Origin of the sequence: Cyclobacterium jeungdonense (genome assembly GCF_010994275.1) — a bacterium.
In the GTDB taxonomy this organism is placed as follows: Bacteria; Bacteroidota; Bacteroidia; order Cytophagales; family Cyclobacteriaceae; genus Cyclobacterium; species Cyclobacterium jeungdonense.
Genome location: NZ_WMCD01000001.1, coordinates 1,113,730 through 1,140,202, shown reverse-complemented (window position 1 = coordinate 1,140,202; position 26,473 = coordinate 1,113,730). Strand labels below are relative to the sequence as shown.

Below are 26,473 nucleotides of genomic sequence, written 5' to 3'. Positions count from 1 at the left end.
CATGAAAAAAATAGTCCTTTTGTTTTCGATTTTCAGCTTGATTTCCGGGGCGGGGGCACAAACCCTCAACCCCGAATTTGGTGATTTCAATCCCCTTATAAAGAATACTTTTGAGGATAGTTTTGAAATTACTCCTCCAACAAGTGATAGCGAAGGAGGATTTTCCTTTACCAGCAGTAATGCTTTGGTAGCCACTGTTTCCGGTTCAACTGTCCAAATCGTAAATCCGGGAGAAACCACGATCACTGCCACACAAGCTGCTGCCGGTGATTTTTTCAGTTCATCTATCAGTACCACCTTGACAGTAGCTCATATTTTGGTTACAAATTCCTTTGGAGCGATTATTGATTCAGGAAACAGCTATGTCAATGCCAATGGCAGGAAAGGGGGCTCCGGAGGTTTGACGTTTTTCGGAGAGAAAAAGCGGATTCGGTTTAATGACGGGTTAAGCATGGAAACGGCTTCTACCAGCGCCTACCAAATAAAACAGGATTATCCGGAATCGGAAGACGGTTATTATTGGATCGCTCATCCTACTATAAATGCCGGGGAGCCTTTTCGGATTTATGCGGACATGACCACCGATGGCGGAGGCTGGACACTAATCATGTGCAATGTTAGTAATTCAGGCTGGACCTTTAGTAATGCGATTCTACGCAATCAAAATTCACCGTCCTTGTCCGCCAATTATTCCATAGTTGCCTGGGCAGATGCCATAAAAAAGAGTGCCGGTGGATTTCAGTTTATGATGGAAGCCAGAGCCAGAAACAGGTGGGGTGGTATTTTTACGGCCAATCAGGAATATACCTTTGTAAAAACAAATAATTCCCAAACTGATATTACCAGGGACATCTCCTTTGATACTTACCCCTATAATTTAGGCAACTCAGATTCAGTACAACCGAGGATGCCCTGGAGGTCTGCCTATAGTAATGCATTCCTGACAACTGATAATGGTTCAGGGAATTGGTGGGGGACATTGATTACAAGCCATTCAGGATGGGGCCCATCACCCTGGATCAGTTCACTACATCCCAATCCAGGCCCAATTTATTATTGGGTAAGGTAAACTTTAAAAAATGGTTATGGATATTTTAGTAACTCGAAGGATACAATGAAAAATTTTTTAGTGTTGATATTGATTCTTTCTTTCTTTAGGGCCAAGGCACAGGAATTGACCCTGGCTGGAAATGCAATTCTGAGTATCAAAGAGGCTGGAATGACAGTAAGTACTCCAAGTATACAGCTCAGAGACAAAAGCCGGTTAATCCATCCGGCAGGTATCCAGCTAAGGGGTTCAACTTATATCCAATTATCAAGTCCTGAGGCAAGAATAATTACCAATGAGTTATCTCCCGGAAGTGCTTATGAAATGGAGGTAGGGATTAACAGCAAGACCATTGTCCACTTGACGGCCCATCAGGAAGGTTCGGCTTATGCCCTCGGGATGCAATCCCTGCCTTCAGGCTCATCCTTACCCTTTACCTGGTCCATTGATCCGATTTTTGTAGGTAAAAAACCCGAAACCAATCTTTTTTTTGGTTGGGAAGAGGCCATTGAACCAAAGCCATTTGTATTGAAAGCTTTAATGAGTAAATCGGAAGGGGATTGGCAAATGCTGCCTGTACCTGTTACTGGTACCAGTGTAGTTTACGAAAAGTATAGTGAATGGTCGGAAAGCAATCAATTCACCATTAAAACGAATACTAAAGACAGTGATTTCGATGAGGTTCCCGATGTGCAGGAACTGTTAGAAATCACTAATTGGAACAATACCGGGAATTATTTAGACTCCGACGGAGACGGGGTACCGGACTATATTGAAATGCTTGATCAAACAAATCCCCATGATGAAATCGATTTTGTGGATAGTAATAGTGATGGCATTTCGGATTACATTTACAACCGATCCCTTATTTCAATACTGGAAAATCTGGAAAAAACTGTTTCATGGGGAGATACCAGCTGGTCACTTGATTTACCAGATAGTGTTTTGGCGATGACAGGAAATGGTAGACTGGAGCAGATTCCAGTCCATTGGAAGCTTCAAATGGTTGATATTTTTAGGAATGGATCTTATAAGGTTAATGGACAAATTGATTTAGCAAATGGTATTTTCAATCCCTTTGAGATTGTTCCTGAGTTGTCGGTAGAAGTGCTTCCCAAAGCAGGCCCGGAAGATATACTTTTGAGTAGTATGGAATTCACTGTTGTTAAAGATTCATATAGTTTTGAAGTGGGGGATTTTTCTGTTGTAGACGGTTTTGATGATATGCATTGGATAAAATTGCTGGATGAGGGCTATGATAATCTTTTGTTTGAAATCAAAGGAAGCACATTGTTTTGGAAAAGCGATTCAAGGGCGGAGGGGAGAACAAAATTTACCATTATCGTCAGGGTTAAGGATAGAGATGGGAATGTGCTGGATAAATTTTTCGAAATTACCAGGCACCGGCCTGATATAAATGATATTCTGGTAAATAATACGTTTAGCCCTAACGGGGATGGGATCAACGATACCTGGGGTGTACCAGAGTTAAGGTTCTTTTCGGGGGTAAGGATTCAGGTTTTTGAACGAAGTGGTAGAAGGGTGTTTTATACCGAAAATCCTGATGAAAGATGGGATGGAACCTGGAATGGAAAAACCCTTTCTGTTGGTACCTATTTCTGGACCATCGAAATCCGAGAATTTGACACCATTCGAAGCGGGATTCTAAACCTATTGAAAGACTAAAAGCCCAAGGATTTAATCTTTTTATATTTTTTTACAATAATAAGATACCGGTCTCGACCAGAAATCGGGAGGCGTCCGCATGCTTACCCCCCCCAACAGCTTTCTGGGCATACCACAGGTTGATGGTTTTGTTATTACTGACTGCCAAAGGCAGGCTCGATTTCATGTTGATTCATAAAAAAAATATCTCTGGACAACCCATAAAATGGCCGTTGAGAGCCGCATCAGTTGCCATTTTAATGGATTTACACAAAACTGCTCCAACGATTTTTATTTTTATTGGAATTCTAGTTAAGGTATTGTCAATTCTCTGTATAATTGACAAAATCTTTGTTTTTTTCTGGGTACGAATGGAAATCGGGCTTCTTTTTATAATTATTTTACTGTCAGTAGGGGTATTCAATAGTTTACTTTTAATGGTCAAGGACATTTCCGTGCGATCGAACGATCGGTTTTTGGACAGTTCTTTATTTCTTTACAATTTTTTTCTGATGGTCTATTTTTTATGGATAGAAGCCGGATACATTTTGGACATGCCCTCCATGCTGAGGGTAATGAGCCCTTTATTGTATTTGTGTGCCCCCTTGTTTTATGTTTATGTCCGAAATTCCCTGGAAAAAACCCGTGATTGGAGGAGAAGTGATTGGTTGCATTTTATTCCGGTAGTGATCCATTATCTGGACTTGATTCCCTATTTTTTGGAGCCCTCAACGTTCAAACTTGAAAATGCCGCATTGGCTGTTGCGGACCCCCTTCAAATAGATAGTATAGCCAGCGGGTGGATACCCATTCGCTTCCATTATGTCTTTCGAATTTTACTTCAGACGGGTTATTACAGTTACCTCCTGTATTGGATTTACAGCTTAAAACCCCGATTTTTTCAAGATGCATTTAAGCCGAACTCCGTAAATTGGCTGGCAGTGGTAATGGTCTGTATGGGTTGGGTGGTGATTTTTCAGTTTTCCTTTTTGGTGGTGGAGCTATTGAGTGTTTTCCGATTAGCCACTTCTGAAGGTTTTGATTCCCTTTTGCGAAAACTCTCATTAGTAGGCCTTTTTTTCTTAAACGTTTACATTAATTTCAAGCCCAACCATCAATTTAATTCCATTAAAATGGGCAAAATCCCGGCGTACAGGCAAGTCGATTCCCTTTTGGTACCAGTGGATGGAGCTGTTATTGGAGAAAAAGTGGACATTTCCTCAAATGGAAATCAAGTCTCTCCCATAAAAAAGCAAATTATCAATTTATTGGAGAATGAAAAGGTGTATTTGGAGGGTGGGCTAGATCTGGCTCAATTTTCTAAACTTTTAGGAATTCAAAAAAATCAGGTGTCCCATGTAATCAATGGTGAATTTGGGAAAAGGTTCAACGAATTACTTAACCAATACCGGATCAATCACGCCATCCACCTCATTCAACAGGGCTACCTGGATAATTATACCTTGGCCGCTTTGGCCGAACAATCGGGATTTAATTCACGGATTACCTTTTTTAATGCTTTCAAAAAGGAAATGGGCACAAGTCCCAGCGAATTTTGGAAAGGGTTTCAGGAGAATATACACTAAATAGATAGAATTTATCCAATTCCGGTATAAAAAATGATAATGACCTGTGAACTTGGAATTCATACAACTTTAATATATAAAAAAGGCCTGCCAATATTACCGGCCGGCCTTTTTTATGGTTATTTCTTACTTTAAGCCTTCAAAGTAAACGCAGGCAATTTCATGATTTCACCGCCTTTCATGGCGGATTCATGGGCTAAAATTCCCACACAAGTGATATTTGCTGATTGGCGCGCATCTGGATAAGGTGCCCTTCCTTCATTTAAAGCGGTAAGAAACTCATGAACCAAATGGGGATGGGAGCCTCCATGACCTGCACCCTGAATAAAGGAAAGATGCTGGTTTTCATCCGAATCATACACCCCTTGCTGGGTAAATCCGGCAATTTCCTCAGGTAAAAGATGGCCATAGTCCGGTATTTTTACCCTGGAAGGCTCTTCACCGGTGTGCACCACACTGTCTTCATGTTCGATCAGGGTCCATTCAAAAGATTTTTCAGAACCGTAGGCATCAAAACTTTCCCGGTATTGCCGGGCAGTATTGAAAAGGGAGCGGGTTACCTCTGCCGATAAATCCGAGTCTTTCAGCTTAATATGGCAGGTTTCGATGGCAAAAGGAGAACCATATTTTTCAATCAGGTTTTCGTCTATCCTTCCGGAGCCAAAACAGGAAACATATTCCGCTTGTCCTTTCGGCAATGCCAGTACCGGACCTACGCAGTGGGTGGCATAGTGCATGGGAGGCAACCCTTCCCAATACCCCGGCCAGCCAGCCATTTCCTGTTGATGGCTGGCACGAAGAAATTGCAGTTTGCCCATTTCTCCTTTTTCATACATGTCTTTGACAAAGAGAAATTCCCGGCTGTAAATCACCGTCTCCATCATCATGTAGGTAAGTCCGGACTTCTCGGTCTCTTCCACAATTTGACGGCATTCATCAACTGTGGTAGCCATGGGAACGGTACAGGCTACGTGCTTGCCGGCACGCAATGCCTTGAGGGACTGTTCGGCATGAGCCTGAATTGGAGTGTTGATATGGACCGCGTCTATATCCGGGTCTTTTAGCAGTTCATCGTAGTCGGTATAGCGCTTTTCGATGGCAAACGCATCTCCGATTTCGTTGAGTTTTTCTTTGTTTCTCTGACAGATGGCATACATATTTGCCATGGGGTGCTTTTGGTAGATGGGAATAAATTCCGCCCCAAACCCCAGACCGATGATGGCAATGTTCAGTTTTTTGTTAGACATAGTAAGGGTAATTTTTTATGATGCAATTGGTTAAATTCAGGTACTGGCCCAGTCCGTTAGAAAGCGGAAACCATCGGATGCCAGGGCATCCTGACTGGCTGCCAGGGGTTTCCAGATACAGACGGCACCGGCCAATTCCTTGATTTCCGGAGTGAAGCTTTCGATCGTGATGGTGCCTTTATAATTGACTTTTTCCAATCCCCGTTTATAGTCTTCCCAGCGCGTTTGTCCGGTACCGGGGGTTCCCCGGTAATTTTCGGAAACCTGAACGTGAATCAGTTTATCTCCTGCCTGCAAAATGGCCTTTTCTATATTAGGTTCCTCAATGTTCATATGAAATCCATCCAGAAGTACCTTGGCTGCCGGGTGGTTGATATCGGAAATCAGGCGCATGAGTTCTTCCGTGGTATTAATCAGGTCGGTCTCAAAGCGATTTAAAGCCTCCAGTGCAATTTCCTGCCCGGATTTTTCAGCCATTTTACACACTTTATGAAGGTTGGTGACGGCCCGGTCCCATTCTATTTTTTTTTGTTCGGCTGATACCAATCGGGCTTTACCCACTGCGGAATACATGGGGCCTGCGACAAACTTGGCCCCCAGTTCCACGCTGATATCCAGGCATTTCTGGATGTAACCAAAACTTGTCTGGTGATAGGAAGGATCCTCATGGGTCAAATCTCTGCTGGGGCCAAATGCTCCGCAAATGATCGGGCTTAAACCATGATCTTCCAGTGCTTTTTTGACTGTTTTACTGTCAATTAAGTTCGGGTCTTCTACCGGTATTTCTACCGCATCGTACCCCATTTTTTTGATTTTTGGAAAAAGAGAAATCGTTTCCGTGCTGAATGGAGAGGTCCACAGCCAGGTAGTGACTCCCAATTTTATATCTAACGCCATTATTTAATATTTAATGAAAAAACTATTCGACGATCATGATTCCATTCATGATTCTCCAGTGCCCCGGTACCGTACATAGGTAGGGATATTCTCCAGGTTCACTTGGAGCAGTGAAGACCAGACTTTCACTGGTTTCCGGATTGACTAAAGGTGTGGAAGCCAAAACTTCGGGAATTTGTGGAACAAAATTCATGGTAACTCCATTTGGATCTCGAGCCAGTTCATCCGCGGCTTTGCCGATGGTTTCCAGACTGCCTGCTTTACCAATCAGCATGTTGTGCTGCATGAAATCGTCATTGGTAAAATCAATAGTGACCTGTTGCCCTGCTTTAACGGTGAAAGTGGGTTTGTCAAATTTCATCTCATGCTGGATCACCCCCATTTTTATAGTCACGGCACCGTCCGAGGTCTGATTTTGGTTTTCAACCGTATTTTCGGGAGTACTTTCATTAGTACTGTAGGTCGGCGCTTTTAGGTTGAGGTGAGAGCTACGGCTATTCATCCTTCCTCTGAAGTAAAATCGATCCGGGTAGGGACCCACTTGATTGGAGCCCATATTGTCGTGACCAATACGAACCCTATTTGGATCTAACTCCTGAGTAAACAATCCCGGAGCCTTGGCTGTACCGACCTGTCGGTCATCGATACTTAAAACCATGCTTCCATCTGCTGACAGACTTGCTTTCAGTACAAACTGTTCAGAAGGAAGGCCGGTTCCGGAGGAGGCCTGATAGGTCTCACCATTCTGGCGTACCAGCCAGTTTATTCGGTTATTCTGAATATACAAACTGTAGCCGTTGTTGCTGTTTCCCTGAGCTACGATAATTCCCTCCAGCGGTTCGTCCGCTTTACTCAGGGTAGCCTGAAGTTGTATTTCCTTTCCTGATACCTCTGGAGGGTAGGGAATACCTGCCCTGCGATCCAGGTTGTATTGTTCGGATACCAGACTTTTAGATACACGTTCCCGCAGAGACAACAGGGAATCCGGCTTATTTAGGTCCAGCATGCTGTCCGAAAGCTTTACAAAAGATTGCGGATGGGAAAGAACCGAAGCGAATATCGCCTGCGGCAGGTAAGGATCTTCGCTATTATCATCGGCATCAGTGGACGCTACCAATAAATTAGATGCCTCTTCGGAACTTGGCATATCGGCCAGTGTCAAAAAGGCCGTTTTACGCGTGTTCAAATCTTTATCTTCCAGCACATTGGTAGCCAATATTGCTTCCAGACTGACCACATTTCGCGGCAGTACCTGCAAGGCATTTTTCCTAACCCCTGCAGCAGGGTGATTCAAAGCCCTGGCGACAACCTGGTTGACCGATTGGTTGGAACCATCCAATGCCCCAAGTCCGTGAAGGGCCCACAGTGCATGAACTGCCGGACTATTGAGTCCTATTTCATCTACAGACTGGTTGTCTACCAGTTTTAAAAGCTCGGGAATCAGGTCTGTATTTTGATTTTCTACAATCAGGCGTTGGGCGGTCAGGCGCCAGAACATATTGTCGCTTTTCAATCCGTCAATCAGATCACTATTGCTGTCTGGATCGATGTCCATGACCGTGTAATCATCTGAACCCTTGTAGACCATACGGTAAATTCTACCGTGTTTGGCATCCCTCAGCGGATTAATATAGGCATTGCCTTCGCCATTTTCGAAACCCTTGGGTGTAGGATTGTGCTGGATGATAAAATTATACCAATCAGCTATCCACAGGGCACCATCAGGACCTACTTCTGCATGAACCGGTGAAAACCACTCGTCCGAACTGGCCAGAATATTAAAGCCATTTTTTTCGCTGAATCCGGAACCGTCTTTTTCGATGATGGCATTGTGCAATACCCTTCCGGTAGGTTCCGCGACAAAAGCTACCCGGTTCCAGTATGATTTAGGGAAATTCCGGGCCGTATAAAAATGGTGACCGGCAGCTGCTGTATAACCGCCATGCCAGTCGACCTGCCGGAGGAAAGGAGTGAGGTGCGGCATGTCGTAATGACTGTCTATTCCGTGGACGGCATTTACGGAACCCCCATTTACAGGTCTTCTGACATACTCCCTGGGCATCGCCAGGTAAGCACTGTGTTGCCCGTTGGCAGTAGAAATAAAAACATTGAATTCTTCGCTGAAGCCAAGGCCCCAGGTGTTGTTACTCGTATTTCCAAGAAACTCAAAATCCGTTCCGTCGGGGTCAAAATGGTATACTCCCTGACTAAACGAAAAAGGCTTGTTATCAATTTTGCCTTGGAAGCCAGAATAACCCAAGACACCCCAAATTTTATTGTCAAACCCGTACCTCAGGTTTGAGGGGCCGGCATGGGTGTCGCTTTTTCCCCAACCGGTAATGACGGTTTCTTTCAAATCCGCCTTTCCGTCTCCATCCGTATCTTTCAGAAAAACAAAATCTGGTGCCATGGAAATCATTATTCCACCATTTACGGCAACCAGACTTGTAGGGATGTTTAAGCCATCTGCAAAAACAGTGACCTTGTCTGCGCGACCATCTCCGTCGGTATCCTCCAGCATCTTGATTTTATCATTGCCACCATCTTTCCGCACTTCATTCGGGTAATCGGTGGTCTCAATGACAAAAAGCCTGCCTTTTTCGTCCCAGCACATGGCCATGGGATTGATAATATCGGGTTCGGAAGCAAAAAGTTGTAATTCGAACCCGACCGGAACCTGTACCAATTTCATGGATTCCTCGGGGGAAAGCGGGAGCTGGTACCTGGGTGCAGGGTCTCTGTTTTCGTAGTTGGGAATTTCCGCATCTTCAAATACGGGCTGAGGTATGTCGTATTCCGCAACCTGAGCGGCCACTTCGTCGCCTATAGCCCAAAGTACGCCATTGGCTACCAATTCCTGAAATTCCGGTTGATCCCAGGTTCTTTCATCGTGACCATAGGCCGTGTAAAATATGCGGCCCTCTCCTTGCGATCGTACCCAGGTATAGGGTTCACGGTGCTCGCCATCTACCCGTTCCATAAGCACTGTCATGTCCTCGTTAAGGTTGGAATGAACGTAGGTTTCATCCCAGGTTTCAAATTCTTCAATTCCGCTCATTACCGGATGCGAAGCATCTACTATCGAGGCAGTAAAATCTCCGGTACCGTGGGAGGAAAATTGTCCGCCTACGGTTTGTACAAACCAATCCGAATTGCGAAAACAAAAAGAAGCACTATGGATTGGTATAAGGGCTTTTCCACCTTCTACATAGTCTTTGAGCGCTTTTTCCTGATCAGAAGTAATCTCATCATGATTTGCATAAATCATCAAGCCGTCGTATAGCCGGAGTTTTTCCGGATTCAGGTCATTGGGGTCTGCAGTATAGGTGAGGTTTATCCCCTTCTGAAATAAATGCCTGGCTAAAGTGGGCATCAGCTTCTCAGAATTGTGATGGGTGCTTTCGTGTCCCAAAAATAGGATTTCGGCTCGTCTGGGGCCATCAGAAAGGCTAATTTCTGTTGATTGATTTCCACAGCCCATCCAAAAGAGTGCAGCAATGGCGATTAACCCGTAGTATTTCATTTTGATTTTCGTTTGGGTACTATTGTCTTGTGTTTTCAATATACTAATTTGGGGTATTTATAAGTGTATTTCTTACTGTTTTTTACCCAATACCTACTGTTTTTTGTCATTTTTTTATAAATTTAGCCTTATTAATAGCATAAAGTTGTTACTCGGTGAAAAAACCCTTTCAAAAATCCCGTATTCCGGAGCAAAATGCTTTTGTGGTCAAAGAACTTGTGGCTCCATTTTTTGACAAAAACTGGCATTTCCATCCGGAATACCAACTGTTTTGGGTTAAGAAGGGCAGGGGTACTCGTTTTGTGGGTGACGACATGAGGGCATTTAAAGAAAACGACCTGGTGTTTACCGGACCCAATTTACCTCATCTATGGCGAAATGACCTGGAATATTTTGAAAAGGGCAGCTCCTTGGAGACACAGGGAATTGTGGTCTACTTTCCGGAAAATTTTATTGGGGAAGAACTATTGGCAAAAGAGGAATTTGAGGAATTGAAAATCCTTTTAGAAAAAGCTGCCATGGGCATGGAAATAGGGGGAAAGACCAACGAGGTAATCAGACCCTTACTCGAAGGCCTGGTTAAAAAAAGAGGCCTGGAGCGCATTATTGGCCTGTTGGAAATATTGCAACGATTGGCGCGGTCCACGGAAATTTCCCCAATAGTAAAATCTGGGTATATGAATACAAATAAGGAATCAGAAAAAGACCGGATGAGTAAAGTCTATGCTTTTGTAATGGATCATTTTCAGCGGCCCGTTAAGCTGGAAGAGGTAGCGGACCTCATCAATATGAGCAGCAGTTCCTTATCAAGGTACTTCAAATCAAGAATGAATAAGTCGTTTTCGGATTTCTTATCCGAAGTGAGAATTGGCCATGCCTGCAAATTATTGCAAAGGGAAAATATGAACATCAGTGAAATTAGTTACGAGTGTGGTTTTCACACCTTATCTAATTTCAACAAGCAATTCAAAGAAAAAATGAAGATGACTCCGCTGGCTTACAAAAAGGATTTTATCCATCGTTTTGATTAAAACTTTAAGACCCGCATTGCCATCCCCAACGCATTTTTCTGGTTTTTTTATTTAGGCATCGAAAAAGTATTAAATTTAGGATCAGGTATACCAAAACCAGATAACCATGATGCTGATTTCAACTGTTTTGCACGCTTTTATTTTCCTACAGGTAGGTGCCATCTACCCTGATTTTGGAACCCTGTTGCATCCTAAAGCACTAAAATCATTAGCTTCCAGTGAAGTACCTGTATCCGTCCGGGAAGAATTGCAGGCAGCAGTTGCGGACATTAGGGAAGACGAACCTGATCCGCTCGTTGAAATACATTACGAAGGATTACTCGACAATAACCCTTCCCGTATTGAAACGGTTCGCCATTTGGAAGACATGGATAAGCTGGCCCTTTTTTATTGGCACCATGCCTTCTTTAAAGATGCCCATAGCCTGAAAAAGATGATGGATTTTAGCCAGGGCTGGGCAGCCATGTTCCAACCTACCGGCAACCCGATTAACGAGAATAAATTGCTTCCTGTAGTTTATGCCTATTCCTATTTGAAACCCTATATGGAAAGCCGGCAGCAATTCATTATGGAAGACTGGTTGAGAAAAATCGCTACAGCTGAAATCGGGAATGACCGGGTTCCTTTAAATAACTGGGAAACCAAGCGCATCAATCTGGTGGGGACTATAGGTTTGTTGTTGGAAGATGACAAGCTTGTTTCCTGGGCAGAGGAAAAAGCGGCCTACTATGTGGAGCATGCCCTTTTTTCAGACGGTAGCAGTGCAGATATACGCCAGCGGGATGCCCTCAGTTATCATGTTAGCGGGTTAAAACCCCTTCTCCAATTTTTAATTACCTTAGAGCAGGAAGCTGGTCGTGGAAAGGACTTTTTCTACAAGGAAACAGCTGATGGTGCCTCTGTGGCGCGTTCGCTGGATTATGTGCTGCCTTATGCCAGGGGGGAGAAAGTTTACCGGCAATGGGAAAATTCAAAAGTAAAACTGGATCAGGAAAGGGCCGCGGCAGGATTGGAAAAATACCAACCCGGTGTGGCTTATGAACCTGAAAAGGCATACGAAACCATGACACTGGCAGGTTATTTTGACGATAAATACCGTATGGAACAATGTAGTTTGCCCTTGTGTCAAATAGCTGCTGTATTGGATCAAGACTTGTGAAAACCGGATTTATTGTCACTGCTGGAAATATGTCGTTATCAAAAGTAGAAATCATCTGGCCAGTACATCATACAACAATGCAGTGGGGTGCAATCTTGGTAACCTCTGGTAACCCGAGGCAGGAGTCGCGACCCGGGGTGTAAATGAGTTGGTTTTCATCCGGCATCAGGGGATTGGGAAGCATGAGTAACCTGAGTTTGATTCTTTATGTCGTTAATTTCACCAGGCAGTACACGGAAGATGAGATTTGTTTTGATTCATATTCGCCTTGCGTTAACAGCGAATTGCCAATTTGCTTTGGAAAGGAATAGCATCCGTAATTCGTACAATTTTGTAATCCAATAGGTTAGATGGGGATTTATCCTATATCAAAGAAGCAGCAAGGAAAGGTACAATTCCGCTGCCATCCCGCTAAGCAATACTGCCAGGTAAAGGCCCCCGAGTATCCAGAATTTGATCAGGGTTTTGAACCAGTGGTGCCGGTATATTTTCAGAAAGGAGAGATAGGCGTAGGTTGTTACCAATACAAATGCTCCGAGGATTAACCAGCTGCTTTGGATTCCTCCAAAAAAAGTCAAAAGAATTACTATGCCGTAAATGGCATATGCAAAAGCATGCAGGTGAAAGCCAAGAATCAGGTTTTCAATGTAAAAGACCGATCTGTTTGCATACAAGAGATGTATAAAAAAAGCAAAAACAGGAAGTAAAAAGAGCATCATCAGGGGCAGATTTTTTGCCACCTGGATCAGGAATAAATTGGAATGGGCTACCAGATCCCGCTTTTTTTGTACCGGTAGTCCAATATCAAATGCATAAGAGCTGCTGTCCAAAGCCCGTCCAAACTCTTCTGCGCTTATTTCCGGGTCAATGGATAAAAAACGGAGTGCTTTCCAGGAATGATTTGGCGTGTTGGTGCCGCGGTTTGCAGGAGATACATTTGAAAAATTTTCCGACTGGATTTCATCTACTTTTCTCAGGGCTTTTTTGATAGCGGCGCTGTCAACCGGCACTGGTTCACCGCTTTCCTTATCGATTATTTCCTGGTATGTGGCCATATTGGTAGGTTGTCCTGCATTCAATATCCTGTCAAAAAAGTCTTTTGGGATTAGAAAGCCCATCATGAAAAAATAAAACAGGGAAAATACCAGGTAAAGCCTTATTGGGTGGGTATATTTCTTGCGCTGGCCTTCATTAAAGGATTGTGTCAGTTTGCCAGGTTTGAAAAAAAAGGCAGTCAGGGTCTGCAAGAACCTACCGTCAAAGCTAAAAAGACTGGTGAGCAATTCCTCTATAAAAACGCCAACCGGAACTTTTTGATCTTTGTTTTCCTGCCCGCAATTGGGACAAAAATTTTCCAATTCTGGCAAACTTCTGCCACAATTTAAGCAATGGTCTAGTTTCCGCTCTTTTTTCACTGGGTTTTCAGATGGGTAATAAAAACTAGAAACAAAAATACTTCAGATTCGCTGACTTTTAGCTATCCAGATTTAATTTTTATTTAGTCGTAATGGGCCGGGTGAGCCTTCCAAAGAGCGCTAAACGCTGTCCGGAAATGTTGCCAGGTCCACATTCATCCAGTGAGGAAAGCAGGGCAGGATGCCGGTAGTAATTGTAGGCCAGGTAAAGGGCGTTGATCCGATTGGGTGTAAAGCAATGGGATTTTACGGGATTATCGATCAGAAATAGGTAGGCTTGAAGGAGCGAACCGGAACCATCCTTAGCGACGTGATCGTACAAACTATTGTCTCCAAGTCTCCTAAGAAATTCTGCGTGTGCAGTAAGGTGTTCGATAAAGGTCATGGTGTAATGGGTGCCGCTTCCGTCGGTCGGCAGGTGATCGCCATCAATCGGGTCATCTCCCCGACGGATTTCTTCAGGAATGGCTCCCTGGGGTAAAATACCCCAAAGATCTACTTTTCCATCCATTTTCCATTCATCTGTAGTAAGTAATCGGCCGATCTGGTACTGGTTATGCGAGTCAAAAGCTTCTTTAGGGCTTAATGTTTGCTTCTTTGGGCTTAATTCCTCCAGCTTCCAGTCGGGATGGTCCATCAGGTACCAGGCGATAAGCGCTGAAGAAAAAGAACCGGCCACCCCCCAATTATTCTTTCTCCAACGACTTGCCCAAGCCACTTTGGGATACATGATATCCCGTAACCAAACCTGGTAGCTGAGCTTGTCTTTTTGCGACCATCCTGACCAGGACTCCAGCAGGTCTGCTGCATAAATGTACGGAGTGCCGCCGCGTGCTAAATTTAAAATACCCTGGGCGCCCCAGTGAAAGGCGCGTTTGGCATCATTTCGGTACCCATAGGTATCCGTAAGGTCCAGAATCAGTGAGCGTGATTTTTGGGCATATTTTTCTTTTCCAGTAAGGTGGAAAGCAAGGGCTGTTCCGTAGACGAGTTTGGCCCCGGTCGAACTTAGTTGAATAGGACTCGTGGAACTTCGATCGTACACGATTACTTCTTTCGAGAGCTCTTTCCATTCTGAAGAAACTGCCATCAAGCTGTCTATAAAGTGCAGGAATTCCTGGTAATTTTTTTTGTAGGGTTCTGCCCCTTGAAGGGCTTTGGTTTTGATTTCGGCCAGTTCCGCTGCAGAAACAAGTACTCCCATTGTCTGGTCTACTCCAGTCTGTGAATTGGCTTTTTCAGTGAGGAGAAATACCAAAAGGAGTCCAAGAAACAATTGAGCCGTGAGGAATTTCATAGGTTTATAATTTTCTTTTTTACCGGCCAGATGTCTGCTTGTCGACAGACAGGGAATCTCGCATGCCTAATAATCATCCCACAATTTCACTTTCTCGTCATTCTCGTTTTTACGGGTTGAAAATGCATTTCGTTGATCGATTTTTTTTCACTGGGTTAACTTAAACCTTAACGAAGGTTTTGTTTACATACATGTACCAAAGTAAGGAGTAAAGTATTGCAAACCCCCCGATAATGGTCCACATCGGATACCAGCTTTCGCTGTATTGTTCCAGACCAAAAACCAAATCATCTGCAATGGCAGGAAAATCGATGACATGGGAAAGTACATAGGCCGTGATGGCATTCATACCAATTACTTTTAAGGGAAAGGTCCAGGCCGTTTTGCCTTTGACATCAATAATCCAATAAAACGCAGCTAGCAGCAGGTAGCATACTCCGGACGAAGCGAGGACAAAGGAACTACTCCAGATTTTTTTCACGATGGGATGCCAAATACCCCAAATTAGCCCCAGGCTGAGGGCGATCAAACCCGCAGCTACCAGATAGAGGACCACTTTCTTACGCGGCATGTCGGATTTGATCCACTCCCCAGCAAACAAGCCGGATAGGGTGGTAGCCGTAAATCCCAAACCGGAAAGCAACCAGGTATATTGCAGTCCATCGTCAAAAGGGCCAAATACCAGCCGGTCCACATAAAGGGCAAAGTTTTGGTCGGGCATGAGTGTGCTTCTTCCTACTCCCGGGACCTGGGGAAGCGTGAGCAGCAGGGCATAGGAAAGCAAGCAAAAAACGAATAAAAGGTATCGGCCATTGCGACTCAAATGAATAAATGCCAGGCAAGAAAAGACGTAGCCGACGGCGATAGCCTGTAGGGTATTGCTAAAGACCTTGAACTGACCGGCATCAAGTGCCAGTAAGTTTCCTTGTACAATCCAGCCCAATATAAAAAGAATAATGAATCGTTTGATCAGTTTTCCATAGAGTTGCCCTTTGCTATTTTGCTCCTGCATGCGCTGGGAAAGGGAAAAAGGAATCACCGCCCCGACCACAAAAAGGAATAACGGCATGATGATATCGTAAAAGGTGGAGCCAAACCATTCCGGGTGCTCAAATTGCCTAGCCAGAAATCCCGTAAATGCAGTATCTGCTCCCTGATGAAGGGATGCAAAAAAGCGATCGGCAAAAATAATCAGTAACATGTCAAATCCTCTTAAGGCATCAATCGAGAGGATACGGGGGGGGCGCTGGGGGATATCATTCATTTAAAGGTTGGATTATTCGGTTAATTTTTCAACTGCTAATTCTGGTAAAAATAGAATAAATAGTTTAACCCCGCCATTCATTATCGTTGTTTTTCGTAAAACCCAATTCTTTTGCCCGGTGTAATTAGAGGGTTTAAAAAAAAAGGATAGTCTGTATTTATTAATATGGCCCTGAATTTTTCTTTTAGATAAGGAAATAGTCAATGTTTAGCAAAGCAACTTCAATCGGAAATCACCTCCACGCACTCCACCCAGTGTTTTGCCTTCTTACCTGTAAAATGAGCAATCTGGTGACGGCAGCTAAATCCGGAGGCCACCAGTTCGCTGTCCGCAGGAGCTTTCCTGATTTCTGGAAACAACACTTCTTCACCGATTTTTTCGGATAGGGCATAGTGCTCTTTCTCGTAGCCAAAGGAACCCGCCATCCCGCAGCAACCCGAAGGAATTTCCGTGCAGGAATGGGGATCTTTCAGGGTGTTTTTCATGGCTTGGGTCCCATACAGGGCTTTTTGATGGCAATGCCCATGGAGTCGAAGATTCGCGCCCTTGCTGCGTAATTTTACGTTCAGGTTTCCCTTTTCCATTTCCCGGGCGAGAAAAACATCAATCATCAGCACGTTTTCTTTCAATTTTGCTGCTACTTCTTTTTCATCCAGTAAATCGGGAAAATCATCGTTTAAGGCTGAGGCACAACTGGGTTCGCAGACAAGCACTGGAAGGCCCTGGTTGATATAGGAAAGCAACTTCTCCACGGTAGAAAGCCCTTCTTTTTTTGCCTCTCTCAGAAAACCATGCGAAATTTTGGGTCGTTGACAACAGCCTACATTCGCAAGAACCACTTCGTATCCGCATTCGTTGAGCAATTTCAATGCTGCCTTGCCAATGGACGGTTCGTGGTAGTTTAGGTAGGTATCGGCAAACAGAGCTACTTTTTTACCGGTTTTTGGTTGATTCTTTCCGTTTTTTCCAAACCATTTGTAAAAAGGTTGAGTCGCATAGGAAGGAAGCGTGCGTCGGCTATCAAATCCCGCCATTTTTTCCAGGCTTTTCCGGAACAAGGGGGAAGATTGGAGTAAATTAACCGGTTTGGCGAGGATCCCCGAAAATTGTTTGGCCATCATGGCTGCATCCCGGATCATTTTATCTCGTAGGCCGGCTCCATTGGCATCGTAATACCATTGCATCACATCGCTTTTCATTTTGGCCATGTCCACGTTACTGGGACATTCGGATTTGCAGGCCTTGCAACTGAGGCACAGGCTCAGGGTTTCCTGTAGTCGTTCACTGCTTAGTCCTTTATCGTCCAGTTGACCCGACATGGCCATGCGTAGGGCATTGGCCCGGCCACGGGTGCTATGCTCTTCGTCCCGGGTAGCTTTGAAACTGGGACACATGGTACCTCCTAGTAATTTACGACATTCCCCCACACCAGTGCACATGTGGACGGATTCCTGAAAGCTCTGTTCGGATCGGTAGTGAAAGACCGAATCCAGGTCCTGGTCTTTGTAATGGCTACCATAACGCAAGTTTTTGGACATGGATTCCGCCTCGACGATCTTACCAGGGTTCATGCGATTTTCAGGATCAAAAAGTCGCTTGACTTGGATCATGGCCTGGTATAATTCCTTACCGAAAAAACGCTCGTTAAACGGACTGCGTACCAAGCCGTCTCCATGCTCTCCACTCCAGGATCCTCCGTATTCCATTACCAGATTGAAGGTGTCTTCTGCAATGGCTTCCAACCGCTCAATATCCGTTTGCTGCCGCAGGTCCAGGATCGGCCGGACATGGATGACTCCCACACTTACGTGGGCGTACATAGCCACCTCGGTTTGGTGTTTTTTACAAATTTGCAGGGTTCGGTCAATGTATTCTCGCAGGTATTGGGTAGGAATTCCGGCATCTTCTATGAAAGGCAGAGGCTTTTTCTTACCCTTGATACCTAGCATCAGACCAAGTCCTTTTTTTCGCACCACCCATACATCCTCGTACTCCGGGCCCTGCGGGAATAAGGGAAAGGCATAACCCATGCCCTTTTCCTGCAATTCCTTGATCATTTGTGTCGGCCTGTCCATCACATCTGCCAGACTTTCCCCGTAAAATTCTACGATCAGAATGGCGGCGGGGTCTCCCTGAATAAAATGACAATGCCTTTTGGTGGTGAGGTTTTCACGGCTTAGATCCACCACAATTTTATCCAGGATTTCGACTGCAGAAGGGCTGTAGGGAAGGATGCTCGTAACCGCCCCAACAGCATCCAATAATTCATCAAAATGCAGCACGCAAACGGACTTAAACTGAGGTAAAGGTTCGAGATTCAGTTTTAATTCCAGGGTAGTGGCTAAGGTACCTTCGCTTCCGGTGATCAGTTTTGCCAGGTTCCAATCGGAAGTATGGATGAATTCGTCCAGGTTGTAGCCCCCCACACGGCGCATGACTTTGGGGAATTTCTGTTCGATCCGTTCCCGGTTTTTGTTGATAACTTCTTTAAAGTTTCGGTAAATTTTTCCCTCCCTGGAATCCTGATTGGCGATCTCCTGGTATGTTTTTGGGTCGGTATTTTTCAAATGCAAACGCGTTCCGTCCGCCAGCAGCACGGTGGCTTCCAATACATGGTCCACCGTCTTGCCGTATAGGATACTTTTGGTTCCGGAGGAATTGTTGCCTACCATCCCTCCGACATTCGCCCGGCTGGAAGTGGCTGGATCTACGGCAAAATGAAGACCCAAGGGGGCGAGTTCCTCGTTCAAAACATCCCGCACCTTTCCAGGCTGAACACGAACCCATCTTTCTTTGGTGTTGACTTCCAGCGTTTGGTCCATGTATTTGGAGAAGTCCAGAACGATCGATTTTCCGACCGTTTGCCCGGCCAGACTGGTGCCTCCCCCGCGGGGTAAAATGGTAACTTGATTCTTATTCGCCCATTCAAGGGCCTTTTTCACATCGTTTTCGTCTTTTGGTAAAACTACGGCTACCGGAAAAATCTGATAAATGCTGGCATCAGTGGCATAGATGCCTAGTGAATAGGGATCTGTCAGTACTTCTCCTTTGATACCAGCAAGCAGATTGGATATAGTGCCCGCGGCGGTTGAGGGATTCGTTTGCATGGGTGATTATTGTCAATTTGTTCAAAGATATTATTTTTTGTGGTTTGATAACAAGTGCGCCTTTTTTTATCTAATTGGCTGCTGTTTTTGATATAAAAATTGTTTGAACTTGAAAAGACAAATTGTATTTTACGCTTGATTTCGAAAAAAGACAGGTCAGTAGGCCGAAATAACGTAGCTTTAAATTATGGATAGCAAAAACAATAATCGGCGAACATTTCTTAAATCCACTGGTACAGCAGTAATTGGCAGTACGGTGTTGCCTATGGGATTTTCCATTCGCCAGGGTTTCGCCGCCAGAAGGGAACCTTTGAAAGTAGGACTTATCGGTTGCGGTGGAAGAGGTACCGGAGCAGCCGCCCAAGCCCTTAAAGCAGACAAGGATGCCGAACTTACCTGCATGGCAGATATTTTTTCAGATTACCTGGAAGAGTCCTATCAGTCATTGAAAAAAATAAATCCGGAACAAGTAAAGGTTTCCGATGCTCAGAAATTCGTAGGTTTTGATGCGTACCAAAAAGTTTTGGATGCGGGTGTAGATGTAGTGATCCTTACTACCCCGCCTGCTTTCCGACCGGCACATTTCAAAGCTGCTGTGGATGCAGGCAAGCATGTGTTTTGTGAAAAACCAGTGGCGGTAGATGCTCCTGGTGTACGCAGTGTATTGGCCTCCGCCAAGAAAGCGAAAGAAAAAGGGCTATCTGTGGTATCGGGCTTTACCTTTCGTTATGACTTTCCGAAACGAGCCTTATTTAGCCGAATTTTAGCTGGGGAAATAGGTGATGTGACCACCGTATTTACCGCCCGAAATGGTGGTGGTTTGTGGTATAAGCCCCGGCAGGATAACTGGACCGAAATGGAGTACCAGTTGAGAAATTGGTACTATTACGATTGGCTATCAGGGGATTATATCGTAGAGATGATGGTTCACAGTCTGGATATGATGTCCTGGGCCCTGGGTGACAGGTTGCCTATACAGGCTACCGGAACCGGAGGAAGGCAATCCAGGACGGAATCTCAGTGGGGTAATATTTACGACCACTTTGCCATCGAATACGAATACGAAAACAACATCAAAGGAGTGCATTTCAGCAGGCAACAGAAAGGTTGTTCCAATACCAATAAAGTAGATATTGCTGGTACGGAAGGTTTTGCAACCGTGGACATAGGTAAAAGAATCCATGCCACTATGGGCCCCGAACGTTGGGATTACAAGGGCGAATCCAACAATCCCTACGAGACCCAACACGAAGAGCTTTTTGCCTCCATCCGGGCTGGCCAACCCATGAACGAAGGCGAGCTGATGGCCAATAGCACCATGCTTGCCATTTTAGGCCGAATGGTGGGCTACAGTGGGCAAACCATTACCTGGGAGCAGGCAATGAATAGCGAACATAAATTGGGGCCAGCCGCGGATGATTACCGTTGGGATCTGGTGGTTGAGGTGCCGCCTATTGCTGTTCCGGGAATTACTAAAGTGGTGTAGCATCTGATGAGGCTTAATATTAATTTTATGAATAAAAGAAAAAGAATACCTTTATTTTTATTTTTCCTGCTGCTTTTTTCCGCACAACTGAAGGCCCAGGATTTATTGTTTGAGTTTGGAAAGGAGCAAGATCTGAATGCCTTGATTCATGGAAAGAACACCAATGAGAAAGGCATTCGCTGGATTGATGTCAATACGGGCGCGGATACCTGGAGGTTTGAAGGAGATGAATTGGTTTGTGAAGGCCTGCCCATAGGAGTTATCCGGTCTGAAAATCAATACGAAAATTTCATTATGCATGTGGAATGGAAGCATATGGAGGCCGGAGGGAATTCCGGAACCTTTGTCTGGTCTGGAGCCGTGCCTGGAGAAAACCGCCTTCCTGATGGAGTGGAGGTACAAATGTTGGAATTGGACTGGGTTAACCAAAATAAAAGGCCAGACGGAGAGTTACCGCCCATAGCCTATGTGCATGGAGAGTTATTTGGAGTGGGGGGAGTAGAAACTGTTCCCGACAACCCACGGGGAACCCGGAGTAAATCCATCGAAAACCGTTGTTTGGGCAAAGGAGAGTGGAACACCTACGTCGTAGTTTGTGTAGATGGTGTCATCAAACTATCTGTAAACGGGAAGTTTGTAAACGGCATCAGCCAGTCGACGCAGAAAAAAGGGTATATCTGCCTGGAATCGGAGGGGGCTCCGATTCATTTCCGCAACCTGACAGTCACCCCACTTCCTCCTGGAGTTACTTCTCCGGAGCAAATAGCTCCGTTATTACCCAATCCTTAATTCCGATAACTATGGTGAACGATCTATCCCGGATTCATGAACTCCTATCTGATTTGTTTGAGTGGCCGCAATCGGAAAAAGAATGGGAAAAGTACCGGCTCTCGGAGGAACAAATTGCTTTTTTCAAAGAAAATGGCTACCTCTCCCATATCAAATTATTGGATTCCTGGCAAATTGACCAGCTAAATGATGAGTTGGAAGCGTTGATCGACCCCGATCACCCCGGGAATGAATTGTTTTACGAGTTCAAATCCAATGAGTCAGAGGACCCCAATACGGTTTTGTTTCATTCGTTAGGTCACTGGCGTATTAAGGAAGGATTTCACGATATTTTGTGGAATCCAGCATTTTTAATGGCTGCCAGTCAGCTTTTGGATGATAAATCCGTGCGTTTTTGGCACGATCAATTGTTCTGTAAACCAGCCAAACATGGGGGAGTGGTGGCCTGGCATCAGGACTATTCCTATTGGACCCGCTCAGTGCCCATGCAGCACCTTACGTGTTGGGTAGGCTTAGACGATGCAGACATTCAAAACGGATGCATTTACTATGTTCCAGGAAGCCACCGCTGGGGTTTGCTGGACAAGCCGGAGTTGGCCGGGGATATGGAGGGCCTGATGGATTACCTTACCGACGCACAGAAAAAAGAATTTCGGCCTGTTCCTATAGAAATGGAAAAAGGATACGGTACATTTCATCATCCTCTAATGGTCCACGGATCCTACCAAAACAAGTCCGAAAGGTCTCGAAGGGCTTTCGTTTTAAATGTATTCGCGGATGGAACTCAATCCAATACTGATCAGGAACTTTTGGCTGGAGTGCCGGTGTTTCGGCCGGGGGAAAAGCTAGAAGGTCAGTTTTTTCCACTTTTACTGGACAGGGAAAAAATTTATCCAAAGGCCTGAAAAGTAGCATGCGACATATCCGAAAGAAAAGATTTCTTGCCTGGCCACGGTTAGAGCAATTTCTTATTATTTTATTTTCTTGGGTCGGTTTTTTCGGTTGTACAGAGCCCGGAATGGATCAGGAGGCCTGGGAGTTGCCGGATGGCTATTTTGTAGAAGAGGCAACAGAACCCGGTTTGGTCCGGTACCCCATGTTTGCTGTATTTGACGATCAGGGAAGGCTGTTTGTGATGGAGTCCAGCGGACAAACTGAAGGCACCGAAGCCATTATGGAAAAGCCTGATTTTAGCATTCTCCTTTTGACGGACAGTGATCAGGATGGGGTATTTGACCAGAAAACTATTTATGTTGATTCCATTCCATTCCCCATGGGTGGTGCCTATGTAAATGGAAGTTTGATCGTCACGGCCTCTCCGAATCTGGTGAAATTTACCGATACGGATGGAGACGGTATGGCGGACGAAAAAGAAATTTTACTCTCTGGATGGACCCTTAACCATAATGCAGCTATTCTGAGCGGGCCTTTTTTAGGACCAGATGGTTGGTTGTACATGGCCGATGCCAGAAGGGGATTTGATATTTTAAGCAAGGAATTTGTGCATTTCGAGGGAAAGGGAGCTCGAATCTGGCGATGCCTGCCAAATGGGACCCAATTGCAGGCTTTTGCCGGGGGAGGTTTTGACAATGCGATTGAGTTAGCTTTTACACCATCAGGGGAAGTGCTGGGAACCATGACCTATTTCACCGATCCCAGAGGTGGGTACAGGGATGCCCTGATGCATTGGGTAGAAAACGGCGTTTATCCGAAACCCCATCCGGTGATCGAGGAAGACGGGTTGGTGCAAACGGGGGAGTTGATGCCGGTTATGCACCGCATGGCCAGGGTTTCTCCTTCCGGCCTGATGCGTCATAACGGTTCGGATTGGGGCGGCGAATTTGAAGGTGATTTATTTCATGCCGAATTTAATACCGGAAGGGTAATTCATACTAAGTTAAGTCCCGAAGGTGCTTCATTTCAAGCTGAAAGTCAGCCGTTTTTCCAAAGTAAAATACCTGACTTCCATCCGACAGATGTATTGCAGGAGCCGAATGGTAACCTGTTGCTGGTCAACACTGGAGGCTGGTTTATAGCAGGCTGCCCGTTGAGCCGTACTGCCAAACCGGATGTTCCGGGAGGAATCTATCGAATTCGAAAAAATGAAAAAAAGGGAAAAGTAGCGGATCCTTGGGGAAATACCATCCCCTGGGAAGAATTGTCAGTGGGACAATTAGCAAAACTGTTGGAAGATCCGCGGACTGAAGTGGCTCAAAAAGCTGGCAATTACATGCTAAAGCAACCGCTTCTAGCCATTCCTTTTTTGCAAACCCTTATGCGCGAGCACCCGGATGAGCAAGTGAGAGTGAAGTCCGTATTTTTGCTCTTCCGGACCCAAAATCCCAGAGCATGGAACCAACTATATGTTGGGTTGGATGACCCAAGTGACGTTGTAAAAACCGCTACCGCACGTGTCTTGGGCATGGCTGAGGTGATTACTGCCCGTGACCGGCTTATTCAGTTGTTGGACACCAACCCGGCCCTTCCGGTGGCCAAACAAGTGGCTACGGCACTGGGACAAATAGGAGATCCAAAGGCGACCAAGCCCCTTTTAAGGGCACTGGAAAGTTATCCGTATGACAGGTATTTTGAACATACCGCTATTTTTGCGCTCATCGAAATGAAAAATGAGGACCTTCTGCTGGAGGAGTTGGCGGCATCGGGCTTCAACAAAGCGATCTTAATTGCCTTGGATCAAAAAGGCAAGGATTTGCTTACGGAAGAAATGATTGCTCCTTACCTTATATCTCAAGATAGTACGGAAATGAATACCGCTGCTTGGATTTTAAAAAAACATCCGTATTGGTCCCGGTCCTTTATTACCTTTCTGGATGCATTTTCTGTAGAAAACAGCAAAGAGGAACAAGTACTGCGGGAATTATGGCCCTCCTTTATTGATCAGGAGTCGGTGCAGGTACCTATTGCCGAAAAGCTGAGTTCTTATTCGGGACAAAGTAAATTAATTCTATCCATGCTTGCCTCCTTTCCACCTAAGAAAATAGGGCCTTCGCTTAACTCAAGTCTGCGTCAGTATTTAAAGGAAAAAGATAATCAAGCCAAAGAGGCAGCATTACAAGTGGCTATCCAGTTGGGAACGAATGAATTTACCCAGGAATTGGAGGATATTGCCGGGGAGGATACCGAAAAAGTGGCTGTCAGGTTAATGGCCTACCAGGGCTTAGTAGGGCAGGGAGAAAAAGTTTCGGAGCAGGAATTCCAATGGATTACCCTGCAACTTTTGAATAAAGATCGTTATTCATTTCATTCTTCAGTACTCCGCATTGTCAAAAACCTGCCGTTGGATCATAATAGAATGGATTGGATCCTTGATCGGATATTTCCTGAGCTTTCTGTTGAATTGATTCCTTCTGTTTTGCAAATATTCGAAGGAGTGAGGCAACCGGCAGTATTGAACAAATTAGAACAACAACTATTTCAACGAAAGGAGGTTTGGGATAACCTTTCCATCGGGCTTGTAAACAAGATTTTTCCAGACGGAAATCCTGCCCTTTTGGATAGCTTGGAGGGGTCTCAGGATTTACGGTTGCGAAAACTAGAATCCGTTGAAAATAGTTTGGTACAGGGAGATGTATCCAGGGGGCGAGAGCTATTCTTCGGTAAAGGAACCTGTGGGACCTGCCATGCCGTTGCTGGTGATGGCGGTGATTTCGGACCTGATCTGACCAATATTGGAGAGATTCGTTCCAGGCATGACATTTTGGAGGCCATTCTTTACCCGGCTTCAAGTTTCGCCAGGGAATACGAAACGGTTTCGATAAGGACTTCCTCCCAGCAGATTACTGGGATTATCAAAACTCTGGAAGAAGGCAGGTACGAAATAGCCCTTGGACCGGGGGTTACCCAATTTGTAAACGAACAGGATGTAGTGGAACTAATCCCCACAACCCAATCCCTGATGCCTGCTGGTTTGGAAAACACTATGAACACTCAGGAATTGAGTGATTTGATGCTTTATTTGCAATCCTTACCCGATGGCATGTATACCCGTACTATGAATGAATAATACTATGAAAATCTTTAGAAAACCCTTTTTATCGCCCATTCGCTTATTCCTTACAGGCATTTCAATTTTTGTAGTCCTCCATGGCTTTGGCCAAGATCTACCTAGCCCAACGGAATGGCAGCAGGGTACGAAGATTCCGTTGTTTGATGGAGAAAATCTGGATGCCTGGTATACCTTCATACAGGACAGGGGGCGAGACCAGGATCCGCTTCAGGTTTTTCAGGTGGTGGACGGTATCCTACAAATCAGCGGAGAGGAGTGGGGATGCATTACTACAAAGAACCCTTACGATAATTTCATTCTGAAATCCACCTTTCGCTGGACAGGTGAAACATATGGGGACAGAAAAGAAAAAGCCAGGGATAGTGGTATATTGATTCATTCGCAGGGGCAAGATGGAGGTCATAATGGGATTTGGATGCACGGGATAGAAGTGCAGATCATTGAAGGTGGAACGGGAGATTTCATCGTTGTTGGGGATGGCTCTACTTCCTTTGGGATCAGTTCACCGGTAGTATACAAGGAACCGGGTAATGCCATGGTATTTGATCCCAGTGGAAGCTGGGAACGGATCAATGGGGGTAGGATAAATTGGTACGGCAGGTCCCCAAAATGGTCCGATACCATAGATTTTCGGGGCAAGCAGGATGTAGAAGCGGAAGTGGGGAAATGGAACGAGCTGGAGATACAGGCCTGGGAAGGGTATGTGGCCGTTTACCTTAATGGTAAATTGGTAAACTTCGCCAAAAACGTCCGCCCGGAATATGGGAGAATTCAGGTTCAGTCGGAGGGGGCTACGATTGAGTTTAAGGAGATATCGTTATATCCCTTGCTAAAGAAATAGCCAAAAGGGTCCCTTCTTCATCGAATATTTTTTTAACTTGAAATCAATTAAATTGACAAAACGACAAAAAGTTTCCAAAAGCACTTATAAA

General features: G+C 45.0%; 18 protein-coding genes. 10 read left to right on the top strand and 8 right to left on the bottom strand.

Annotated features, from left to right (window positions below):
- Window position 1 precedes the first annotated feature (1 nt).
- A complete protein-coding gene (locus tag GKS34_RS04405) occupies window positions 2-1,069 on the top strand; it encodes a fibrinogen-like YCDxxxxGGGW domain-containing protein (RefSeq protein WP_163383570.1) in 1,068 nt (355 codons plus the stop codon).
- Window positions 1,070-1,114: 45 nt separating this feature from the next.
- Window positions 1,115-2,734, top strand: coding sequence for a T9SS type B sorting domain-containing protein (locus GKS34_RS04400; protein WP_163383569.1), 1,620 nt, complete (start codon window positions 1,115-1,117; stop codon window positions 2,732-2,734).
- A 31-nt stretch (window positions 2,735-2,765) separates the two neighbouring features.
- Here the strand turns inward: GKS34_RS04400 and GKS34_RS23560 are convergent, their stop codons facing one another.
- Window positions 2,766-2,900: a hypothetical protein gene (locus GKS34_RS23560; protein ID WP_262888546.1), complete on the bottom strand. Its 135-nt coding sequence runs from the start codon at window positions 2,898-2,900 to the stop codon at window positions 2,766-2,768.
- Between the two features lie 250 nt (window positions 2,901-3,150).
- Between GKS34_RS23560 and GKS34_RS04395 the strand changes: the two genes are divergently transcribed.
- The gene (locus GKS34_RS04395) at window positions 3,151-4,299 is read left to right on the top strand and encodes a helix-turn-helix domain-containing protein (RefSeq protein ID WP_163383568.1); all 1,149 of its coding nucleotides are present in this window, start codon (window positions 3,151-3,153) and stop codon (window positions 4,297-4,299) included.
- 131 nt (window positions 4,300-4,430) lie between these two features.
- Here GKS34_RS04395 and GKS34_RS04390 read toward each other — a convergent pair whose 3' ends face one another.
- Genes GKS34_RS04390 through GKS34_RS04380 form a run of 3 tightly spaced genes read right to left on the bottom strand, consistent with a single transcriptional unit; the run spans window position 4,431 to window position 9,966 of the window.
- Complete coding sequence (locus GKS34_RS04390; protein ID WP_163383567.1) at window positions 4,431-5,546, bottom strand: Gfo/Idh/MocA family protein; 1,116 nt, start codon at window positions 5,544-5,546, stop codon at window positions 4,431-4,433.
- A gap of 36 nt (window positions 5,547-5,582) precedes the next feature.
- Window positions 5,583-6,443: a sugar phosphate isomerase/epimerase family protein gene (locus GKS34_RS04385; RefSeq protein ID WP_163383566.1), complete on the bottom strand. Its 861-nt coding sequence runs from the start codon at window positions 6,441-6,443 to the stop codon at window positions 5,583-5,585.
- A gap of 22 nt (window positions 6,444-6,465) precedes the next feature.
- Complete coding sequence (locus tag GKS34_RS04380; RefSeq protein ID WP_163383565.1) at window positions 6,466-9,966, bottom strand: PVC-type heme-binding CxxCH protein; 3,501 nt, start codon at window positions 9,964-9,966, stop codon at window positions 6,466-6,468.
- Window positions 9,967-10,121: 155 nt separating this feature from the next.
- Here GKS34_RS04380 and GKS34_RS04375 point away from each other — a divergent pair, with 155 nt between their 5' ends.
- Window positions 10,122-10,997 (top strand): AraC family transcriptional regulator, encoded by an 876-nt coding sequence (locus GKS34_RS04375; RefSeq protein ID WP_163383564.1) that lies wholly within the window; start codon window positions 10,122-10,124, stop codon window positions 10,995-10,997.
- A gap of 106 nt (window positions 10,998-11,103) precedes the next feature.
- A complete protein-coding gene (locus GKS34_RS04370) occupies window positions 11,104-12,156 on the top strand; it encodes an alginate lyase family protein (RefSeq protein ID WP_163383563.1) in 1,053 nt (350 codons plus the stop codon).
- A gap of 368 nt (window positions 12,157-12,524) precedes the next feature.
- On the opposite strand, the gene GKS34_RS04365 is transcribed toward GKS34_RS04370, so the two are convergent.
- The 4 genes from GKS34_RS04365 to GKS34_RS04350 all read right to left on the bottom strand — a co-directional run bounded on the left by GKS34_RS04365 (window position 12,525) and on the right by GKS34_RS04350 (window position 19,239).
- Window positions 12,525-13,523 carry a DUF3667 domain-containing protein gene (locus tag GKS34_RS04365; protein ID WP_205602016.1) on the bottom strand — a complete coding sequence of 333 codons (999 nt, stop codon included), beginning with the start codon at window positions 13,521-13,523 and terminating at the stop codon, window positions 12,525-12,527.
- Between the two features lie 127 nt (window positions 13,524-13,650).
- Complete coding sequence (locus GKS34_RS04360; protein WP_163383561.1) at window positions 13,651-14,868, bottom strand: alginate lyase family protein; 1,218 nt, start codon at window positions 14,866-14,868, stop codon at window positions 13,651-13,653.
- A 160-nt stretch (window positions 14,869-15,028) separates the two neighbouring features.
- Window positions 15,029-16,132 (bottom strand): acyltransferase family protein, encoded by a 1,104-nt coding sequence (locus GKS34_RS04355; protein WP_163383560.1) that lies wholly within the window; start codon window positions 16,130-16,132, stop codon window positions 15,029-15,031.
- A 221-nt stretch (window positions 16,133-16,353) separates the two neighbouring features.
- Window positions 16,354-19,239, bottom strand: a complete 2,886-nt coding sequence (locus GKS34_RS04350; protein WP_163383559.1) for an FAD-binding and (Fe-S)-binding domain-containing protein — start codon at window positions 19,237-19,239, stop codon at window positions 16,354-16,356.
- Window positions 19,240-19,426: 187 nt separating this feature from the next.
- On the opposite strand from GKS34_RS04350, the gene GKS34_RS04345 reads away from it, so the two are divergent.
- The 5 genes from GKS34_RS04345 to GKS34_RS04325 are packed head-to-tail and all read left to right on the top strand — an operon-like array spanning window position 19,427 to window position 26,382.
- Window positions 19,427-20,725, top strand: coding sequence for a Gfo/Idh/MocA family protein (locus tag GKS34_RS04345; RefSeq protein ID WP_163383558.1), 1,299 nt, complete (start codon window positions 19,427-19,429; stop codon window positions 20,723-20,725).
- A gap of 27 nt (window positions 20,726-20,752) precedes the next feature.
- Window positions 20,753-21,514, top strand: a complete 762-nt coding sequence (locus GKS34_RS04340; protein WP_163383557.1) for a 3-keto-disaccharide hydrolase — start codon at window positions 20,753-20,755, stop codon at window positions 21,512-21,514.
- An 11-nt stretch (window positions 21,515-21,525) separates the two neighbouring features.
- On the top strand, window positions 21,526-22,419 hold the full coding sequence (locus tag GKS34_RS04335) for a phytanoyl-CoA dioxygenase family protein (RefSeq protein ID WP_163383556.1): 894 nt from the start codon (window positions 21,526-21,528) through the stop codon (window positions 22,417-22,419).
- An 8-nt stretch (window positions 22,420-22,427) separates the two neighbouring features.
- Window positions 22,428-25,538 carry a PVC-type heme-binding CxxCH protein gene (locus GKS34_RS04330; protein ID WP_163383555.1) on the top strand — a complete coding sequence of 1,037 codons (3,111 nt, stop codon included), beginning with the start codon at window positions 22,428-22,430 and terminating at the stop codon, window positions 25,536-25,538.
- A 4-nt stretch (window positions 25,539-25,542) separates the two neighbouring features.
- Window positions 25,543-26,382 (top strand): 3-keto-disaccharide hydrolase, encoded by an 840-nt coding sequence (locus GKS34_RS04325; RefSeq protein WP_163383554.1) that lies wholly within the window; start codon window positions 25,543-25,545, stop codon window positions 26,380-26,382.
- The last annotated feature ends 91 nt before the right edge of the window (window positions 26,383-26,473 follow it).

Coding starts and splice junctions, on each gene's coding strand:
- GKS34_RS04345 (WP_163383558.1), top strand. CDS start 19,427: ATGGATAGCAAAAACAATAATCGGCGAACATTTCTTAAATCCACTGGT.
- GKS34_RS04380 (WP_163383565.1), bottom strand. CDS start 9,966: ATGAAATACTACGGGTTAATCGCCATTGCTGCACTCTTTTGGATGGGC.
- GKS34_RS04405 (WP_163383570.1), top strand. CDS start 2: ATGAAAAAAATAGTCCTTTTGTTTTCGATTTTCAGCTTGATTTCCGGG.
- GKS34_RS04390 (WP_163383567.1), bottom strand. CDS start 5,546: ATGTCTAACAAAAAACTGAACATTGCCATCATCGGTCTGGGGTTTGGG.
- GKS34_RS04335 (WP_163383556.1), top strand. CDS start 21,526: ATGGTGAACGATCTATCCCGGATTCATGAACTCCTATCTGATTTGTTT.
- GKS34_RS04360 (WP_163383561.1), bottom strand. CDS start 14,868: ATGAAATTCCTCACGGCTCAATTGTTTCTTGGACTCCTTTTGGTATTT.
- GKS34_RS04330 (WP_163383555.1), top strand. CDS start 22,428: ATGCGACATATCCGAAAGAAAAGATTTCTTGCCTGGCCACGGTTAGAG.
- GKS34_RS04385 (WP_163383566.1), bottom strand. CDS start 6,443: ATGGCGTTAGATATAAAATTGGGAGTCACTACCTGGCTGTGGACCTCT.
- GKS34_RS04355 (WP_163383560.1), bottom strand. CDS start 16,132: ATGAATGATATCCCCCAGCGCCCCCCCCGTATCCTCTCGATTGATGCC.
- GKS34_RS23560 (WP_262888546.1), bottom strand. CDS start 2,900: ATGAAATCGAGCCTGCCTTTGGCAGTCAGTAATAACAAAACCATCAAC.
- GKS34_RS04340 (WP_163383557.1), top strand. CDS start 20,753: ATGAATAAAAGAAAAAGAATACCTTTATTTTTATTTTTCCTGCTGCTT.
- GKS34_RS04325 (WP_163383554.1), top strand. CDS start 25,543: ATGAAAATCTTTAGAAAACCCTTTTTATCGCCCATTCGCTTATTCCTT.
- GKS34_RS04350 (WP_163383559.1), bottom strand. CDS start 19,239: ATGCAAACGAATCCCTCAACCGCCGCGGGCACTATATCCAATCTGCTT.
- GKS34_RS04370 (WP_163383563.1), top strand. CDS start 11,104: ATGATGCTGATTTCAACTGTTTTGCACGCTTTTATTTTCCTACAGGTA.
- GKS34_RS04395 (WP_163383568.1), top strand. CDS start 3,151: ATGGTCAAGGACATTTCCGTGCGATCGAACGATCGGTTTTTGGACAGT.
- GKS34_RS04400 (WP_163383569.1), top strand. CDS start 1,115: ATGAAAAATTTTTTAGTGTTGATATTGATTCTTTCTTTCTTTAGGGCC.